The following is a 17,634-nucleotide window of genomic DNA, read 5'->3' as shown; positions in this document are numbered from 1 at the left end:
CCGCCCCGCGCGGGCAGCAGCACGGGCAGCGCCGCGGCGGCGATCCGCCACACGTGCGTGTGGGCGCCCCGCCTGACCGCGGCGTCGAGCGCGGTGATCATGTCGATCATCCTGACCTCGCCGCTGGCCAGGAGGAGGCCGACCTGGCGGCCTGTCTCGGCCGCGGGCAGCTCGTCCCGTGCGGCGGCCTCCAGCAGCACGTCGACCGCCTCGGGCATCCCCGGATCGCCCAGGACGCGGGCGAGCACCAGCGCGAACCCCGCTCCGGCGGGCCCTTCGGCCCGGACGAGGTCACGGGCCTGCTCCGGCCCGACGGGGGCCTCGCCCCAGTGGCGCCTGAGCACATACGGCATGAGGTAGGCGGCGGCGACCTCGCGGTGCGAGGGCAGCATCGAGGGCCACCAGTCGAGGTGCTCGGGCCCGGACCAGTGCCGGGGGACGTCGAGCACCAGGTCGACCAGCGGCAGGCCGGTGGGCGCGGCGGCGGCCGTCGGAACCGGGCGCACGTCATGGTGGTGGCCCCGGTCGTGCCAGTCGTGATCGTCACCGCCGTGGTGCCCGCCGCAGGTCCACTCCAGTGCGATCTCGGCCTCCGGGCAGGTCCACGCGGCGAGGATCCGGCCCGCTCCGGACGTCAGGCGGGCGGCCCGCTCCGCCGCCTCGGGGTCCGGGGTGCGCGGCAGCCGCAGCAGCGCCTGCTGGAAGTCTGCGGCCAGCGGCTTGACCCCGGCCTCCTCGATGACTTCCAGCCGCCGGACCAGCTCGGCCACCGCCACGTGCCCGGTGCTGTGGGTGGGCGTGGCCAGCAGCAGCGGCGGAAGGGAGTCCTCCTCCACGGCCCGCAGGACCTCGGCCGCGCGGTGCAGCAGGAGCAGGTGCGGAGGGGCCAGGTGGCCGGGCTTCGGCATGAAGCGCCGCCAGGCGTGCCGGACGGGCGCGGTCGCGGTCAGGGCTCGGGCTGCGCCCCAGAGCCACTGGCCGGCCCGGCCCCAGACCCCCTGGCGGTAGTCCCAGTCGAGCCCGCCGATCAGCCGGGGGCGCAGCTTCGCCACCAGGTCCGCCCGGTCGCGGCCGGCGAGCGCGACGAGGCCGGCCAGCTGCCGCTCCCAGGCACTCCAGGAGCCCGTCTCCTCCGCCATCAGCCGCCGGAGTTCCTCGGCCGACTCGATCGGAGGCTCGATCTCACGGGCGCGCTCGGGTACGGCGGGCAGCGGCGGCGGCACGAACACCGGCTCGGATTCGGCCACCGCGCCGCCCGCGAAGACCGCGGCGGCCCTCCGGCCGAGATGCGGCGGGAGCCACTCGATCGCCTCGCGCACGACGGCGCGCCCCTCCTCGCCCAGGCCGTCCGCGTGGGCGAGGGCCAGCTCGACGGCCTTCTCCTGCAGTTCGGCGGAGTCGGCGGCGAACGCGCGGGCCAGCGGCGCGGCCGTCACGGCGGCCAGCTCGGGCGCACGCCGTACGGAGCGGTCGAGCCACATCAGCCCGGTGCGCACCAGCTTGCGCTCGGCGCGGAACAGCAGGGAGTCCCACGCCTCGGCGAGGTCGTCGGCGGTCAGGCCGTCGGCGGTGCGCAGGCGCTTGGCGGCCAGTTCGGCGACCGGCCCGGGGGAGGCGGGCAGCAGGCGCAGGTAGTCGCGGACGTGGCAGGCGGCCTCGGCAGGCGAGGGGTCCAGCGCCTCGTGCAGGCGGACGAAGAACCGCAGGTCGACGGCCGTGCCGCCGCGCAGGAACCGGCTCACGCAGCCTTCGATCAGCGCCTCGCGCTTCACCCGGCCCGTCTCGGCCAGCGCCGGCAGGGCGGCCAGCCAGCCCTGGTGCGGCTCGTTCTCCCACTGCAGCGTCCGGCCCACGCCCTCAGCCTCGAACAGGCGGGGCAGCAGGCGGTCGAGGAGCGGGTCCTCACCGAGGCGGGACGGCCCGCCGTTCGCCCAACCGGCCACCAGCGGGTCGTGCGGCGGCGGCTCGACGCCGGTCTCGCGGAGCAGGGCCAAGGCGAGCTCCATGCCGCGGTCGTCGGCGGTGCGCAGGCGCAGCGCCAGCCGCTCGGCCAGGTCGGCGCGCCACGGGGCGGGGCGGTCTGCGAGCACCGCCAGGACGAGGTCCACGTCGTTGTCGGAGCCGCCCCACCGCGACGCGAAGTCGCGCCGGTACAGCCAGGACGCCACGGCCGCCGCACCGCCGAGAGTCGCGGCGCCCGCCACCCGCAGCACGGGCCCGTAGTCGGCCAGGCCGTCGTCCCATCGGTCGAAACGGCCCCGCAACTCCTTCAGCAGTCCCGGCAACCGCGCCGCGACCTCCTTGCGGCCCTCGTCGTCCAGCTCCCGCACCCTCCCGGTGAGCCGGTCTGCGTGCCGCGCCTCGATCAGTTTCCTGACCTCGCCCCAGTGATCCATGGCGGGGACGCTAACCGGCCTCGCCGACACTTTCGGGGCAGGCCGTGCGGCGGAGACCCGCGTCCGCGGCCCGGAGCCGCGGCGCGTAGCATGCGAAGACCGCCCCCACCCCGAGGAACGCCTCTGATGCACCACGGCAACGCGCCCGCCCGCCCCCTGGCCGACGACCGGCCGGACCTGCCCGCCGACATCCGGCTGATCGTCACCGACATGGACGGCACGCTCCTGGACGACGACGGGCGGATCCCCGCGGACCTGTGGCCCCTGCTGGAGCGGCTGCGCAGCCGCGGCGTGCTGTTCTGCCCCGCCAGCGGCCGGCAGTACGCCTCGCTGGCCGTGCAGTTCAAGGACGCCCTCGACGGAACGGTCTTCATCGCGGAGAACGGCGCCTTCGTGGTCCGGGACGGCCGGGAGATCAGCTCCGACCTGCTGGAGCCGCCGTTCGTCCGCGACGTCGTGGCGGCCGCGCGCGACCTGGCGGCGGACGGCGTGGACATCGGGGCGGTCGTCTGCGGCAAGCGCACCGCCTACGTGGAGCGCACCGACCCGGCCTTCCTGGCCGAGGCCGTCAAGTACTACGCCCTCCTGACCCCGGTGGACGACCTGGCCGCCGTCGACGACGACATCATCAAGATCGCCCTGTTCGACTTCGGTACGGCCGAGCACAGCACGGCCCCGGCGTTGAAGCCGTTCGACGCCACCCACCAGGTGGTGGTCTCCGGCGAGCACTGGGTGGACGTCATGCACACCGACACCGGCAAGGGCGCGGCCGTGCGGCGGCTCCAGCGGGAGCTGGGCGTCACGCCGGCGCAGACCATGGTCTTCGGCGACTACCTCAACGACCTGGAGATGCTCGACACCGCCGAGTGGTCCTTCGCGATGGCCAACGCCCACCCGGAGGTGATCGGGCGGGCCCGCTACCTGACCGCCTCCAACAACGAGCACGGCGTCCTGCGCGCCATCGGCCGCGTTACGGGCCTGACCGCGTAGCCACCGCCGCCGGGCCGCCGAGGAGCGCGGCTTTGTTCACCTTCCCCGCCGCGTTGCGCGGGAGGGCTTCGACGACGAGCACCTCCCGGGGCGCCTTGAAGTTCGCCAGCGCCGCCCGGCAGTGCGCGACGAGCGCCTCCGGGGTGACGGCGGCGCCGGGCCGGAGCACGACGTAGGCGCGGCCGACCTCGCCCAGGCGCGCGTCGGGGACGCCGACCACCGCGGCCTCGGAGACCGCCGCGTGGCGGGTGAGGACCTGCTCGACCTCGGCCGGGTAGACGTTGAACCCGCCGACGGTGAACATGTCCTTCGACCGGCCGGTGATCGTCAGGTTGCCGCGCCCGTCGAGGCGGCCCCGGTCGCCGGTCGCCAGCCAGCCGTCCCGGACCGCCTCCGCGGTCGCCTGGGGATCGTCGAGGTAGCCGAGCATCACGTTGTGCCCGCGGACGAGGATCTCGCCGTCCTCCCCCGCCGGAACCGGCCTGCCCCCGCCGTCGGCCACCTTCACCTCCACGCCCTCGATGGGGCGGCCGGAGGTGCCGGCCACGGTCGCGTCGTCGTCGCCGAGGGAGCACGAGGTGACCGTGCCGCACGACTCGGTGAGCCCGTACGCCGTGACGACCTGGGGGAAGAGCTCGGCCCGTAGGCGCGTGACCAGCGCGACCGGGACCGTCGCGGCGCCGGTCACGGCGAGCCGGAGCGAGGACAGGTCGTAGCGGGAGCGCTCCGGCGCGTCCAGCATCGTCGTGTAGACCGTCGGCGGACCTGGCAGGACGGTGATCCGCTCGGCCTCGACCAGCCGCATCGTCTCGCCGGGCTCGAACACCGGCTGGAGCACCATCGTGGCCCCCCGCAGCAGGCAGGCGAGCACGCCCGCCTTGTAGCCGAAGCAGTGGAAGAACGGGTTGACGATGAGGTAGCGGTCCCCCGGGGACAGCCCGGTCCGGCCGCACCACGCCTCGTAGGTCCGGACGTTCTGGCCGTGGGTGCACATGACCCCCTTGGGCCTGCCCGTCGTGCCGGAGGTGAAGAGCACGTCCGCGACGTCCCCGGCACCCACCGACGCCGACCGGGCCGCGGCCTCCTCCTCGGCGGGGGAGGCTCCTCCGGCGAGGAACGTCTCCCAGCTCGTCGTTCCAGGCCGGGTCTCGCGGTCGAACGCCACCACCGCGGCGAGATCCGGCAGCCCCGGAACCGGTCGTCCGCGCCCGTCCCCGACACCGTTCCCGCTCACGACATCGGGGCCCGCACCGAGCATGGCCAGGTAGCCGTTGCCGAGGAAGCCGTCCTCGACGAAGAGCGTCCGCGCCCGGCTCCGGGCCAGCAGCCACCGCGCCTCCTCACCCTTGTAGCGGGTGTTGACCGGGACCAGGACCGCCCCGGCGCTCACCGCGCCCAGCGCGGCCACGATCCACTCCAGGCTGTTCGGCGCCCAGACGGCGATCCGGTCCCCCCGCTCGACGCCGGACGCGGCGAAGGCCCGGACGGCTCCGCGGACCCGGTCGCGCAACTCCCGGTACGTCACCCGGACCCGGCCGTCCACCACGGCCTCGGCCTCCGGGAGGTCGCGCGCGGCGCGGTCCAGGACGCGCGGGATCGTCAGTGCGTCGTTCTCGCTCATGGGCCTCCCCTGCTCCCCGGAGATCCGCCGGAGTCCGCCCGGATCCACCCGGATCCGCCGAAGACCGTCGCGTGGAGACCATGGTGCCGCCCCGCCTCCGGGCACGCGGGCGGCCGTCCCGGTGACCGGTACCCGCCGCCCGTCCCCCCGGTGCGCGGCCGTACCCTCCCCGGGGACCGGGAGGGCCGCTCCGGGGAGGGACGCGACGGGCATGGGAACGGGCATGGTGATGGGCACGATGGGCGCGACGGGCACGGCGATGGACTTCACCGGCCGGGCGGTGCTGGTCACCGGCGGGACCAGGGGGATCGGGTTCGCGATCGCGGAGGCGTTCCTCACCGCCGGAGCCGAGGTGGTCGTCTGCGGACGCACCGAACCGGCGGCCCTGCCCGGCGCGGGCGGCCGGACGGCCCGCTTCGTCGCCGCGGACGTCCGGGACGCCGCGGCGGCCGCGGGACTGGTGGAGCGTACGGCGGGCCTGCTCGGCCGGCTCGACGTGCTCGTCAACAACGCCGGGGGCTCGCCGTCGGCGGACGCGGCGACGGTCTCGCCGCGCTTCGTCGCCAGGGTCGTGGACCTCAACCTGCTCGCGCCGTTCCACGTGGCGCAGCCAGCCAACCGGGTGATGCAGGACCAGGAGGGCGGCGGCTCGATCGTCAACATCGGCAGCGTCGCCGCCCACGACCCGCAGCCGGGCATCGCCGCCTACTCCGCCGCCAAGGCGGGACTGCTGGCGCTCACCCGGGCGCTGGCCCTCGAATGGTCGCCGAAGGTCCGGGTCAACCACATCACCACCGGCCTCGTCCGGACCGAGGCCGCGGCGCAGGTGTACGGCGAGGACGGCGGCGCCGCGGTCGCGGGGGTGATCCCGATGGGGCGGATGGCGGCACCCGGCGACGTGGCGGGCGCCTGCCTCTACCTGGCGAGCGGCCTGTCGTCCTACGTCACCGGCGCGGACCTCGCCGTGCACGGCGGTGGCGAGCTCCCCGCCCGCTACGTCGTGACCCGGACCCCGACGGCCTGAACGATCCGCCTCGACGATCCGCCTCGACGGCGGGCCCGCCCGAACGGCCTGAACGACCTCCCCGCGGGCCTCAGACGCGGCGCGCGAGAGTGACGATCTCGCGGCTGTCGCCGGTGACGGGACCGCGCCGCCAGTCGCCGTACTGCGCCTCGACCGCGAAACCGGCCTCGGCCAGGAACGCCCCCAGCGCCGGCACGTCCAGGAAACGCAGGGTCGAGCGGTCGACCCGCAGGACCGCGCCGTCCGGGTCGCTGGTCGTCTCGGTGAACGTCACGACGTCGCCGCGGACAGACTCGACACGGTGCGCCGTACGGAGCGTGCGGCCGGACGCGTCCACGACCTCGGAGGCGTTCGCCGGATTCCAGTCCTCCCACGCGCGCGCCTGTGGGTGACGCGTCTCGAACGCGAACAGGCCCCCCTCCCGGAGCGCCGCCCGGATCGCGGCGAGGGAGGCGCGCAGCTCGTCGTCGCCCACGAGGCACTGGAACGCGTGGCTGACCATCGTCGCCAGATCGAACTCCCGGTCCCAGGCCGCTTCGGCGGCGACGCCCTCGACCCATTCGATGTCGGCGCGCCGCCGCGCCCGCGCGAGCGCCGCCGGGTTCGGCTCCAGCCCGACGAGCCGTCCGGGATGCCCGCGTTCGCGCGCTTGGTGCAGCATGCCTCCTGTCCCGCATCCCACGTCCAGCACGGCGCCCGCGGCCATCACCAGGCCGTCGTAGAACGCGTCACCGGGATACAGCTCGGCGTCCCAGGGGTTCAGCAGGTCGTAGAGTTCGGCGGCATCGGCGTCGGAGAGCACCGCAGCAGTCTCCACGGCCGGAAGCCGACCGGCAATCGGTTTCCTCTCAGGGAGCGGGATCGCGACGACGAAGAGAAGACGGATGTGAAGACCGCCGTCCCCGCCGCCGACGTGCAAGCACGGCGGTGGGGGCCGTCGCCGGCCACGCTGCGAGAGACCGGCAGTGGGTGGAGGTACGGCCCCGCCTCGCCGGAGGGGAGGTCCCTCCCGGGTCCTTGCTTCAGGTCGGCGCCGTGACAGCCGATAGGACGGCATCGTCCGCCCAACAAGAATGGTTGAATCATGACAACGCGCGCGATGCCAGTCATGACCGTCCCCACCGGCCTGCACAGGCTGGGCCGAACCGCATGGCGGGTGGCCGACGTCGTCGCCCGCCTGACCCGCGGGATGGTCGTGTTCTTCCTGCTGGTGTCCCTGGTGCCGATGCTGTTCGGCTGGCAGAGCCAGGCGATCATGTCGGGCTCCATGATGCCGCTGCTGCGCCCCGGCGACATCGTGATCGTCGAGCCGACCGGTGCCGACCAGGCCGTGCCCGGGATGATGGTGCTGGTGGACAACCCGGCCCGCCCCGGCTCCACGCTGATCCACCGGGTGGTCGAGCACGCGCCCGGGAAAGCCCTGATCACCAAGGGCGACGCCAACGAGGACATCGACTCCACCCCCGTTCCGGAGTCCTCGGTCATCGGCCTGCCCCGGCTGCTGGTCCCCTACATCGGCCTGCCCGCCGTCTGGCTGCACGAGCGCCAGTACGGCCTCCTCGCCCTGACCGGGCTCCTGGGGCTGGCCCTGATCTCCGTGCCCTCGGTGACGAAGAATCCCCGTCCGAACTCTTCCAAGGAGGGTCGGCGCCGCCGATAGAAGGACATGGACACCACCACCACTGACTCCGAGACCCGCACCCCGGCCAGCCACCGCCGGCCCCGGCGCCGCCGCCGCAAGACCCTCCCGATCGGCAGCCTTGTGACCATCGCGGGCCTGGTAGGGGCCGCCGGAATCACCTGGAACGCCTCCCAGGCGGCGTTCACCGGCCAGACCGACAACCGGGACAGCAACTGGAACGCCGGCAGCGTCGAGATCAACAGCGACCGGGACGGCGCGGCGGCGTTCAGCGTCTACAACGTCAACTCCTCCGACGGCTACCAGGCGCTGCAGCTGGCGGACACCGGCGTGGTCGCGACCGACCGGCCGAACTCGGGCGGATCGACCTGCATCAAGGTCGTCTACACCGGGACCATGACCGCCCGCATCAAGCTGTACGCCGACGTCGACGGTGATCTGGCCCAGTATCTGCTGACGAGCGTCGACCACGGCACGAACACCTATGAGACCAACACGGGCCTGGCTGAGGCCGACCCCGGATGCGCGAACTACCTCCACGACGACGAGGTGCCCTACACGTTCGGCAACGCGAACAACACCGACTTCCACATGGTCGACCTGCCCCGGAACTACGCGGACAGCGGCAGCGACGTGTGGACCGCCAACACGGGTGAGACCCGGTGGTACCGGCTGTCGTGGCTGCTGCCCGCCGTGCCGGAGAGCAACGCCGCCCAGGGCAAGACCGCCCAGGTCAGGTACGTCTGGGAGGCTCAGGCCCTCTGACGGCTCGTTTCGGGTGAGCGGCTCGCCGGATGGTGGCGGCCGCTCCTTGAACCGCCGCCGGATCCCCCGGATCCCCCGAGGCCGCCGGGACGTCGACGGGCCGGCAGCCGCGGAAGGCGCCGGCCAGGCAGCGGAAGGCGCCGCATAAGCACTCGCCGAACATCCTGCCCCGCCCGCCGCACCGGCTACAGAAGGTTGCCATACGAAAGCTTTACGTTACCATTGCGGGGAATCCGCAGGTCCCCGCCCTGCTCTCCCCCGACCACGGAGCGCCGCATGGAACGAACGGTCCTCGCCGCAGTCACCGAACGCCCCGACGCCGATTCGGCGCTCGCCGAGCAGCTCCGCCGCGTGTGCGCGGCGATGGACGGGCTCGGGCTCCAGGTGCGCTGGACCCATCGGGCCGAAGACGCCCTGGCGGTGGCCGCGTCGGACGCGTCGCTGACGGCGGTGCTGGCCGCCTGGGACGCGGCGGGGGCCGAAGAACTGCTGGGTGCGGTGGCCAAGCGGTTCCGCGGCCTGCCCGTCTTCCTGATGACGCAGGAGCAGGAGCTGCCCCTGTGGGTGTACGAGGTCATCCAGGGCTACGTCTTCCCGCTGGAGGACACTCCGCAGTTCATCGCCGGACGCATCGCCCACGCGGCCGAGCAGTACGCCGAGAAGATTCTCCCGCCGTTCTTCGGCGCGCTGCGGCGCCTGCAGGACCATCATCGCTACTCCTGGCACACCCCGGCGCACGCCGGAGGCGTGGCATTCCTCAAATCACCGGTGGGGCGGGCGTTCTTCGACTTCTACGGCGAACGGCTGCTCCGCACCGACCTGTCCATCTCCGTCACCGAACTGGGATCGCCGCTCGACCACACCGGCCCGATCGGGGACGCCGAGCGCAACGCCGCCCGCGTCTTCAGCGCCGACCGCACGTTCTTCGTGGTCAACGGCAACTCCACCGCCAACCGCATCGTCGGCCACCACACGATCGCCCGCGACGACACCGTCCTGGTGGACCGCAACTGCCACAAGTCGGTCCAGCACGCGCTGGCCATCAGCGGCGCCCGCCCGGTCTACCTCACCCCCGAACGCAACGGGCTCGGGTTGGCGGGCCCGATCCCGCCCGCCGCGCTGGAGGCGGACGCGGTCCGTGAACGGGTGGCCGCCCACCCCCTCGCCGCCGGAGCCCCGACGTACGCGGTGGTCACGAATTCCACCTACGACGGGGTGTGCTACGACGCGGTGCGGGTCGGCGAACTGCTCGGCGCCAGCGTGCCGCGGCTGCACTTCGACGAGGCGTGGTTCGCCTACGCCCGGTTCAACCCGCTCTACGCCGGCCGGTACGGCATGGCGATCGACGAGCGCACGCTGCCGGGCCCGGACCGCCCCACCGTGTTCGCCACCCAGTCGACGCACAAGCTGCTGGCCGCGCTGTCGCAGGCGGCGATGCTGCATGTGCGCCCCGCCGAACGCGCGCCGGTCGACTACGACGCGCTCAACGAGACCTACCTCATGCACGCCTCCACCTCGCCGCTCTATCCGATGATCGCCTCGCTGGACGTCGCGGCCGCGATGATGGACGGCCCGTCGGGGCCGTTCCTCACCGGGGAGGCGATCGTCGAGGCGGTCCGGTTCCGGCAGGCGATGGTCCGGCTCGCCGCCCGCATCCGTGAGGACGGCCTGCGCCCCGGCTGGTTCTTCGGCGTCTGGCAGCCGCCCGCGGTCACCGACCCGCGCACCGGCCGGACCGTCTCGTTCGCCGACGCCGACCCGGTGCTGCTCTCCACCGAGCCGCGGTGCTGGACACTGGAGGCCGGAGCCGCCTGGCACGGGTTCGACGGGATGTCCGAGGGCTACTGCCTGCTCGACCCGGTCAAGGTGACGATCACCTGCCCGGGCGCCGACGCCGCCACGGGCACGCTGGATTGGGGCATCCCCGCCCGCGTCGTGGCCGCTTACCTGGAACGGCGCGGCATCGTGGTGGAGAAGACCGGTGACCACACGTTGCTGGTGCTGTTCTCCATGGGGATCACCAAGGGCAAGTGGGGCACACTGATCGACGCGCTCACCGACTTCAAGAAAGCCTATGACGACGATCTGCCCCTGGCGGAGGTGCTGCCCGGCTTCGGGCCGCCCGCGGTCTCGCTGCAGAGGTTCTGCACCCTCGTCCACGAGAGACTGCGCGACTCCGGGGTCGGCGAGCTGCTCGACCAGGTCTTCACCACCCTGCCCGAGCCGGTGTCGACTCCCGCCGACTGCTACCAGGCCATGATCCGCTCCCGCACCGAGCGCGTCCCGCTGGCCGGCCTGCCGGGCCGGGTCGCCGCGGCCACGGTGGTGGTCACCCCGCCCGGGATCCCCATGCTGATGCCCGGCGAGGCGGCCGGCCCGGCCGACGGCCCGCTGATGACGTACCTGCAGGCGCTGGAGGACTTCGACCGGTCCTTCCCCGACCTGGCCACCGACGTTCACGGAGTCCACCGCGACGGTGACGGCCGCTACCGGGTGGAGGTCGTCAAGGGCTGAGCCCGGCCTCCACGTGGCCGTCGGGACGGTCGCGGCCGGAATCGGCCGCGACCGCCTGCGCGGCCAGCACGGCGTCGATCCTGGCGTGCAGGCGGACCATCTCGGCCAGCATCGCGGTGAGCCGGTCGTCGGTGTGCTGCTCCTCGGTGGAGGTCGTCTGCTCGTCCATGGCGTTGACCACGACGGCGATGAACAGGTTCAGGACCACGAAAGTGGACATCAGGATGTAACCGATGAAGAACACCCACGCCCATGGGCGTTCGGCCATCACCTGACGGGTGATGTCCGCCCACGAGTCACCGGTCATCATCTGGAACAAGGTGAACAGCGAGGTCGGCAGTTCAGCGAAGTACCCGGGGGCGACCGCGCCGAACAACTCGGTCGCCAGGACGGCCGAGACGTACATGACCAGTATCAGCAGGCCGATGATGGAGACCATGCCGGGGATGGCCTCCAGCAGCGCCGAGACCACCCTGCGCATGCTCGGCACCGCCGATATCAGGCGCAGCGCCCGCAGTATCCTCAGCGCCCGCAATATCGACGCCGGACCCGCGGCGGGGACCAGCGCGACGGCCACGACGATCGTGTCGAAATGGTTCCACGGATCCTTGAAGAACGCGCCCCTGTGAACGTACAGGCGCAATCCGATCTCCACCACGAAGACCGCCAGCGCCATCCGGTCCACGGCGTGCAGGAACCCGCCGACGTGCCCGGTCAGCACCGAGGAGGTCTCCGCGCCCAGGGTGGCGGCGTTGACCACGATGACCGCGATGATGGCCCACTGGAAACGCCTCGCCTCCAGGAGGGAACGCACATGCTCACGACGTGACATGAAGCCGGCCCCCGAAAAGAGATGAACACTAGGCGACGATGGTAGACAGAAAGGGGCGCGAATCCATCGCGAACGGTAATATAACCCTTTTAACCACCCTGTTCGGCTTTGCCGATTTCGTCATTCACTGCAATCATTTCCCCAATGCCGTTCAGGCGGGGATTCGTACTGGTGCAGCGTCCGCGGGCCACCGGTGGATCCGCCGACGGCGTACTGATGGCCTACGCCCCCGCGGGGTGCGGTCGCCATCGGCAAGCGAGTCGATCCAGCGTTCCACCCAACCGGCCACCAGGGCCTTCAGGCGGTCCCGGGGCGCGAGCAGCCGGCCGGAGGTCTACCGCCGCCCCGCGGCCTTCGAGCAGGCGGTGCGCCGGTCGGGCCTGGAGTGGACGATCCTGCGACCGGGCGGCTTCCACTCCAATGCCTACGCCTGGGCCGAATCGATCCGCGGCAGCCGTACGGCCGCCGCCCCCTTCGGCGACGTCGGCCTGCCGACCGTCGACCCGGCCGACATCGCCGCCTTCGCGTGAGCCCGGCCGGCGCTCACGCGTCGGGACCCAGGATGAGGCCGCTGGTGGGCACGCCCGTACCCGCGGTGACGATCACGTGGCCGGGTGCGCCGGGCTGGTTGACCGAGGTTCCGCGGACCAGGCGCACGGCCTCGGCGATGCCGTTCATACCGTGCAGGTACGCCTCGCCGAGCTGGCCGCCGTGGGTGTTGCAGGGCAGCCGCCCGCCGAGCTCCAGGTGCCCGTCGGTGATGAAGTGCCTGGCCTCTCCCCTGGCGCAGAAACCGAGCTCCTCCAGCTGCGGGAGCACCAGCGGGGTGAAGTGGTCGTAGACGACCGCCGCGCCGACGTCGTCCGGGCGCAGGCCGCTCTGCGCGTACAGTTCCCGGGCGACCAGTCCCAGCTCCGGGATGCCGGTGATCGACGGCCGGTAGTAGCCGGTCATCATGTGCTGGTCGGCGCCGGAGCCCTGCGCCGCCGCGCGGACGACCGCGGGCGGGTGCGGCAGGTCGCGGGCCCGCTCGGCGGAGACGACGACCAGGGCCTGACCGCCGTCGGTCTCCTGGCAGCAGTCCAGCAGGCGCAGCGGCTCGGCGATCCAGCGGGAGGCCTGGTGGTCGGCGAGGGTGATCGGCCGCCCGTGGAACCAGGCGGCCGGGTTGGTCGCCGCGTGCTTCCTGTCCACCACGGCGACCCTGCCGAAGTCCTCGCTGGTGGCGCCGTACTCGTGCATGTAGCGGCGGGCGAACATCGCGACCCACTGCGCGGGGGTGGACAGGCCGAACGGCGTCATCCAGGAGTACGCCGCGCGGTCGGCACCGGTGTCCATCGGCCGGTCCGCCTGGCCCAGGCCGTACCGCTCGCCGGAGCGCTCGTTGAAGGCGCGGTAGCAGACGACGACATCGGCGACACCGGTGGCGACGGCCATCGCGGCCTGCTGGACGGTGCCGCAGGCGGCCCCGCCGCCGTAGCCGACGCGGGAGAAGAACCGCAGCTCACCGATGCCGGCGCTGCGCGCGACGTGGATCTCGGAGCTGGTGTCGGCGGTGAACGTCACCAGCCCGTCGACGTCGGACGGCTCCAGCCCGGCGTCGGCGACGGCGGCCAGCACCGCCTCGCAGGCCAGCCGGAGCTCGCTGCGCCCGGAGTCCTTGGAGAATTCGGTGGCGCCGATGCCGGCGATCGCGGCGGCGCCGGAGAGCGGTCCGGAACGGCCGTGCCGGCTCACGCGGCGCCCTCCTCACCGGGCGGGCGGTCCCCGCGGCGCGGGTCGTCCTCCCGGGAGACGGGTCCCCTCCCGGCGGCCCTCCCGCCCGGCGGGACCGGCTCCGGAACGGCCGCCGCGCGGGAGCCGTACGACGACGGTGCCCGTCACGTGGTCGCCCAGGCCGTTGGCGCCGCGGACGGACACCTCGACCCGGTCGTCCCCGTCGTCCTTGGCGGTGACGGCGCCGGTCAGCACCATGGTGTCGCCGGGGTGGTTGGGCGCGCCGAGCCGGATCCTGATGGCTTCGACGACGGCGGCGGGGCCCGCCCACCCGGTGACGAACCGTTCGACCAGGCCGTTGGTGGTCAGGATGTTCATGAAGACGTCCTTCGAGCCCCGGGCGACCGCCAGCTCGGGATCGTGGTGCACGTCCTGGTAGTCGCGGGTGGCGATCGCGGTAGCGACGATCATGGTCCTGGTCAGCGGGATCACCAGCTCCTCCAGCGTGTCGCCCACCGCGACCTCGTCGTACGTCCTGGAGTGCGGCGGGGTCACGACGCGGCCCTCCCGTCCGCCAGCGCGTCGCCGAGCCGGGCCAGTACGGCGCTCGCCCCGCCCAGCGTGCCGGCCAGCTGCCGTCCCCACAGGAAGTGGCGGTGCACCGGGTAGTCGACGTCGACGCCGATCCCGCCATGCACGTGCTGGACCCGGTGGACCACGTTCAGCCCCGCCTCGGCGGCCCACCACTGCGCGACCGCGACCGGCACGGCCGCCGCCGCCGCGGGCTCCTCCCCGATCGCGCAGACGGCCTGCCAGAGGCAGACCCGCATGGCGTCGATCTCGATGTAGCAGTCGGCGAGCTGGTGCTGGACCGCCTGGAACGTGGCCAGCGGGCGGCCGAACTGCTCCCGTGCGGCGAGGTGGTCGGCCGCCATCCGCAGCGCGCCCTCGGCGACGCCCAGCTGGAGGGCGGCCAGGGCGACGGCGGCGAGCTCGACGGCGCGGTCGACGGCCCCGGTGCCGGGGAGGCCGACCGCCTGCGCGGCCGCACCGGTCAGCACCAGGTTGCCCGCCAGGTCGCGGCTGGTGGTCTCGGCCCGCTCCCAGGCGACGCCCTCCGTCCGGCCGAGCCCACCGGTACGGCCGGCGTCGGCGTCGCGGCCGGTCCGACCGGTGCGGCCGGTCCGACCGGTGTGGTCGGTGCGGTCGGCTCCGGTCGTGATCAGGAACAGGCCGGTCCCGGTCTCGGCGGTCGCGGAGACGAGCACGTGGGCGGCCCCGGAGGGCGAGGGCACGACCGCCTTCACGCCCGTCAGCCGCCAGCCGCCGTCCGCGCTCCCGTCCGGCCGGGCCGTGCACTCCGGCGCGTGCGGGTCGTGCGGACCGAACTCCTCCAGCGCCACGGTGAGCCGCGCCGACCCGTCCGCGATCCCCGGCAGCAGGTCGCGGCGCTGCTCCGCCGTGCCGTGCGCGGCGATCGCGAGCGCGCCGACGAGCGCCGGCCAGACCGGTACGGGGGCCACCCGGCGGCCCTGCTCCTCCAGCAGGACGCAGAGCGCGGCCGGTCCCAGCCCGGCGCCGCCGTACTCCTCGGGCAGCGCGACGCCGAGCAGGCCGGTCTTGGCCAGCTCCGTCCAGAGGTCCTCGTCGATCCGGTCCGGGGAGCCCTCGACGGCGCGGACCCGCTCGGCGGCGGCGCGGTCGGCGAAGACCTCCCGCGCCAGGTCGCGGATCGCCTCGAGCTCCTCGCCGAGGGTGAAATCCATCAGTGCTCCTCCTGCTCGGCCGGTCGGAACACCGGGAGCGACAGATCGGGGTCGGGGTCGATCCAGTCGAGGACGACGGGCATGCCGATCTCGACGGCGTCGGGGGCGACGCCGGCCAGGCCGGTGATGAGCCGGGTGCCCTCGGCGAGTTCGACGACCGCGACGACCAGCGGGAACTCGAAGGCGGGATGGCGCGGGTGGTGGCCGATCACGTAGCTGTACACGTGTCCGCGGCCGGAGGCCTCGGCGGTGTCCCAGTCGAAGGAGCCGCACCGCGGGCAGCAGGGGCCGGGCGGGTGCCGGAGGGCCCCGCATCCGGCGCAGCGCTGGATCACCAGCCGGTGCCCGCGCGCGGCCTCGAACCAGAACGCGTTGTCCCGGTTGAGCGCGGGTCGCGGCCGCAGCGCTCTGGCGGGCTTGCTCGCGGGGTCGAACCACAGGGTGCGCCAGCGCTGGACGGCCACGACCTGTCCGCCGCCGTCGCGGTAGGTCTTCAGCGTGGTCACGAAACGCCCCGCTCCCAGCGCCGTGGCCTTCTCCGGGGAGATCGACTCGACGACCTCCTCGACGCCGACGCGGTCCCCGGGGACGAGCTCCCGGTGGAACTCGAACTCCGAGTCGGTCGCCACCACCGAGGTGTACCCGCCCTCCTCCAGCAGGGCGAGCAGCTCTCCGTGGGCGCCGTCTGCCCGGTCCGGCGGCGGCGTCACCGTCGCGGCGTAACCGCGCATCGTCCAGACCTGGACCATGGAGGCGGGGGCGACGACGCCTGGCCTGCCCGTGGCGCGGGCCGCCGCCTCGTCGAGGTGGACCGGGTTGGCGTCCTCCATCGCCTCGGTCCAGTGCCGGATCATCGGCAGGTTGACCGGGTCCGGGCCGAGCCGGAGAGGAGCCAGCTCCCGTCCGGCGAACGCCCGCAGCCGCTCCTCGTAACCGTCCGCGCGTCCTTCCGGAGCCGGGGCTCCGTCCGCGCGTCCTTCCGGAGCCAGGCCTACGTCCATGCGGCCCTCCGGAGTCGGCTCTCCGTCCGTGCGGCCCTCCTGCGGTTCGGAGCGCGGTCCCGCGGACGCCGCCGGACCGCCGGTCCGCCCGCTCATGCGCCGCGTCCCCGCCGGGGCAGGCCCAGCCCCTGGGTCGCGACCATGTCCCTGAGGACCTCGTTGACGCCGCCGCCGAAGGTGTTGACGATGCCCTGCCGGGACAGCTGCTCGATCTGCCCGGCGAGCGCCGCGCCGCGCGACTCCGGGCGGATCCGGCCGGCCGCGCCGAGGATCCCGGTCAGGGTCCGCTGCACGTCGATGTGGGTCTCGGTGCCGTAGACCTTGGCCGCGCCCGCGTCCGCGCCGGAGAGCTCCCCCCGCTCGACCGCGCCGGCCATCTTCCAGTTCAGCAGCCGCATCGCCTCCAGCCGGGCGTGGGCGCGGGCGAGGTCGCGCCGTACCCAGGGCAGGTCGAGCGCGCCGTTCTCCCCCGCCCAGGCCAGGACGTCCTCCCAGAGCCGGATCATCCGCCCGCCGAGCGCCGCCAGTCCGATCCGCTCGTGGTTGAGCTGGGTGGTGATCAGGCTCCAGCCGCCGTCGACCTCGCCGACGACCGCGCTCGCGGGCACCCGCACGCCGCTGTAGTAGGTGGCGGTCACGGTCATCCCGCCGACCGTCCGGATGGGGCTCCAGGAGAAGCCGGGGGCGCTCGTGGGGACGATCAGGATCGAGATGCCCCGGTGCTTCGGGGCGCCGGGATCGGTACGGCAGGCCAGCCAGATGTGGTCGGCGGTGTTCGCGCCGCTGGTGAAGACCTTGGCCCCGTCGATGACGAACTCGTCGCCGTCGCGGACCGCGCGGGTCGTCAGCGACGCCAGGTCGGTGCCGGCGCCGGGCTCGGTGTAACCGATGGCGAAGACGACGTCACCGGAGAGGATGCCGGGCAGGAAGCCCCGGCGCTGCTCCTCGGAGCCGTGGCGCATCAGCGTGGGGCCGACCGTGTTGACGGTGACGAACGGGAACGGGATCCCGGCCCGCTGGACCTCGTCGAAGAAGACGTACTGGTCCTCGGCCGACCGGCCCTGCCCGCCGTACTCGACCGGCCAGCCGAGGCCGAGCCAGCCGTCGGCGCCCAGCCTGCGGACCACCTCGCGGAAGCGGTCCCCGCCCACGCCCTCCTCGCCCGCGCGGCGGCGCTCGTCCTCCGGCAGCAGGTCCGCGAAGTAGCTCCGCAGCTCCGTGCGGAGCCGCCGTTGCGCGGGGGTCTCCCGCAGGTCCATGTCCGCTCTCCTTCCCGAGAAGTCGCCCGCCGCCGCTTTCAGCGGGCGGCGGGCCGCGTATCCGCATCGCCGCCGGGTCCGCCGCGGGGGCCGCGGGGTCCGCGGTGCCCG

15 protein-coding genes are annotated in these 17,634 nt (G+C 73.6%); 6 read left to right on the top strand and 9 right to left on the bottom strand.

Annotation, left to right across the window (positions count from 1 at the left end; genetic code table 11):
• A partial coding sequence (locus ACWJ6R_RS13135) for a DUF7824 domain-containing protein (protein ID WP_449062485.1) occupies nt 1-2,396 on the bottom strand: 2,396 nt, incomplete at its 3' end.
• Between the two features lie 126 nt (nt 2,397-2,522).
• Between ACWJ6R_RS13135 and ACWJ6R_RS13130 the strand changes: the two genes are divergently transcribed.
• Nucleotides 2,523-3,386 (top strand): Cof-type HAD-IIB family hydrolase, encoded by an 864-nt coding sequence (locus tag ACWJ6R_RS13130; RefSeq protein WP_449062484.1) that lies wholly within the window; start codon nt 2,523-2,525, stop codon nt 3,384-3,386.
• Here the strand turns inward: ACWJ6R_RS13130 and ACWJ6R_RS13125 are convergent.
• A complete protein-coding gene (locus ACWJ6R_RS13125) occupies nt 3,367-5,007 on the bottom strand; it encodes a FadD3 family acyl-CoA ligase (protein WP_449062483.1) in 1,641 nt (546 codons plus the stop codon). The two genes, ACWJ6R_RS13130 and ACWJ6R_RS13125, sit on opposite strands and share 20 nt — an antisense overlap.
• Before the next feature lie 211 nt (nt 5,008-5,218).
• Here ACWJ6R_RS13125 and ACWJ6R_RS13120 point away from each other — a divergent pair, with 211 nt between their 5' ends.
• Nucleotides 5,219-6,031: an SDR family oxidoreductase gene (locus ACWJ6R_RS13120; protein ID WP_449062482.1), complete on the top strand. Its 813-nt coding sequence runs from the start codon at nt 5,219-5,221 to the stop codon at nt 6,029-6,031.
• 70 nt (nt 6,032-6,101) lie between these two features.
• Here ACWJ6R_RS13120 and ACWJ6R_RS13115 read toward each other — a convergent pair whose 3' ends face one another.
• Complete coding sequence (locus ACWJ6R_RS13115) at nt 6,102-6,848, bottom strand: class I SAM-dependent methyltransferase (protein WP_449062481.1); 747 nt, start codon at nt 6,846-6,848, stop codon at nt 6,102-6,104.
• Nucleotides 6,849-7,139: 291 nt separating this feature from the next.
• On the opposite strand from ACWJ6R_RS13115, the gene ACWJ6R_RS13110 reads away from it, so the two are divergent.
• The 3 genes from ACWJ6R_RS13110 to ACWJ6R_RS13100 all read left to right on the top strand — a co-directional run bounded on the left by ACWJ6R_RS13110 (nt 7,140) and on the right by ACWJ6R_RS13100 (nt 10,949).
• A complete protein-coding gene (locus tag ACWJ6R_RS13110) occupies nt 7,140-7,691 on the top strand; it encodes a signal peptidase I (RefSeq protein ID WP_449062480.1) in 552 nt (183 codons plus the stop codon).
• A 6-nt stretch (nt 7,692-7,697) separates the two neighbouring features.
• Entirely contained in the window at nt 7,698-8,435 is a 738-nt protein-coding gene (locus tag ACWJ6R_RS13105) for a hypothetical protein (RefSeq protein WP_449062479.1), read from the top strand.
• A 276-nt stretch (nt 8,436-8,711) separates the two neighbouring features.
• Entirely contained in the window at nt 8,712-10,949 is a 2,238-nt protein-coding gene (locus tag ACWJ6R_RS13100; RefSeq protein WP_449062478.1) for an Orn/Lys/Arg family decarboxylase, read from the top strand.
• Here ACWJ6R_RS13100 and ACWJ6R_RS13095 read toward each other — a convergent pair.
• Complete coding sequence (locus ACWJ6R_RS13095; protein ID WP_449062477.1) at nt 10,939-11,763, bottom strand: ion transporter; 825 nt, start codon at nt 11,761-11,763, stop codon at nt 10,939-10,941. The two genes, ACWJ6R_RS13100 and ACWJ6R_RS13095, sit on opposite strands and share 11 nt — an antisense overlap.
• A gap of 254 nt (nt 11,764-12,017) precedes the next feature.
• Between ACWJ6R_RS13095 and ACWJ6R_RS13090 the strand changes: the two genes are divergently transcribed.
• Nucleotides 12,018-12,311 (top strand): SDR family oxidoreductase, encoded by a 294-nt coding sequence (locus ACWJ6R_RS13090; RefSeq protein ID WP_449062476.1) that lies wholly within the window; start codon nt 12,018-12,020, stop codon nt 12,309-12,311.
• Nucleotides 12,312-12,324: 13 nt separating this feature from the next.
• Here ACWJ6R_RS13090 and ACWJ6R_RS13085 read toward each other — a convergent pair whose 3' ends face one another.
• The 5 genes from ACWJ6R_RS13085 to ACWJ6R_RS13065 form a co-directional block, all read right to left on the bottom strand.
• Nucleotides 12,325-13,518: a lipid-transfer protein gene (locus tag ACWJ6R_RS13085; protein ID WP_449062475.1), complete on the bottom strand. Its 1,194-nt coding sequence runs from the start codon at nt 13,516-13,518 to the stop codon at nt 12,325-12,327.
• Nucleotides 13,519-13,530: 12 nt separating this feature from the next.
• Nucleotides 13,531-14,052 (bottom strand): MaoC family dehydratase, encoded by a 522-nt coding sequence (locus ACWJ6R_RS13080; protein ID WP_449062474.1) that lies wholly within the window; start codon nt 14,050-14,052, stop codon nt 13,531-13,533.
• Nucleotides 14,049-15,263, bottom strand: coding sequence for an acyl-CoA dehydrogenase family protein (locus tag ACWJ6R_RS13075; protein ID WP_449062473.1), 1,215 nt, complete (start codon nt 15,261-15,263; stop codon nt 14,049-14,051). The genes ACWJ6R_RS13080 and ACWJ6R_RS13075 overlap by 4 nt, the downstream gene beginning before the upstream one ends.
• Nucleotides 15,263-16,264, bottom strand: coding sequence for an FAS1-like dehydratase domain-containing protein (locus tag ACWJ6R_RS13070; RefSeq protein WP_449062472.1), 1,002 nt, complete (start codon nt 16,262-16,264; stop codon nt 15,263-15,265). Before ACWJ6R_RS13070 ends, ACWJ6R_RS13075 begins: the two co-directional genes overlap by 1 nt.
• A gap of 92 nt (nt 16,265-16,356) precedes the next feature.
• Nucleotides 16,357-17,523, bottom strand: coding sequence for an acyl-CoA dehydrogenase family protein (locus ACWJ6R_RS13065; protein WP_449062471.1), 1,167 nt, complete (start codon nt 17,521-17,523; stop codon nt 16,357-16,359).
• Nucleotides 17,524-17,634: the final 111 nt, after the last annotated feature.

It is taken from the genome of Planomonospora algeriensis, assembly GCF_977012225.1.
The sequence above is the reverse complement of the archived record's forward strand: the minus strand, read 5'-3'. Positions and strand labels throughout refer to the sequence as shown.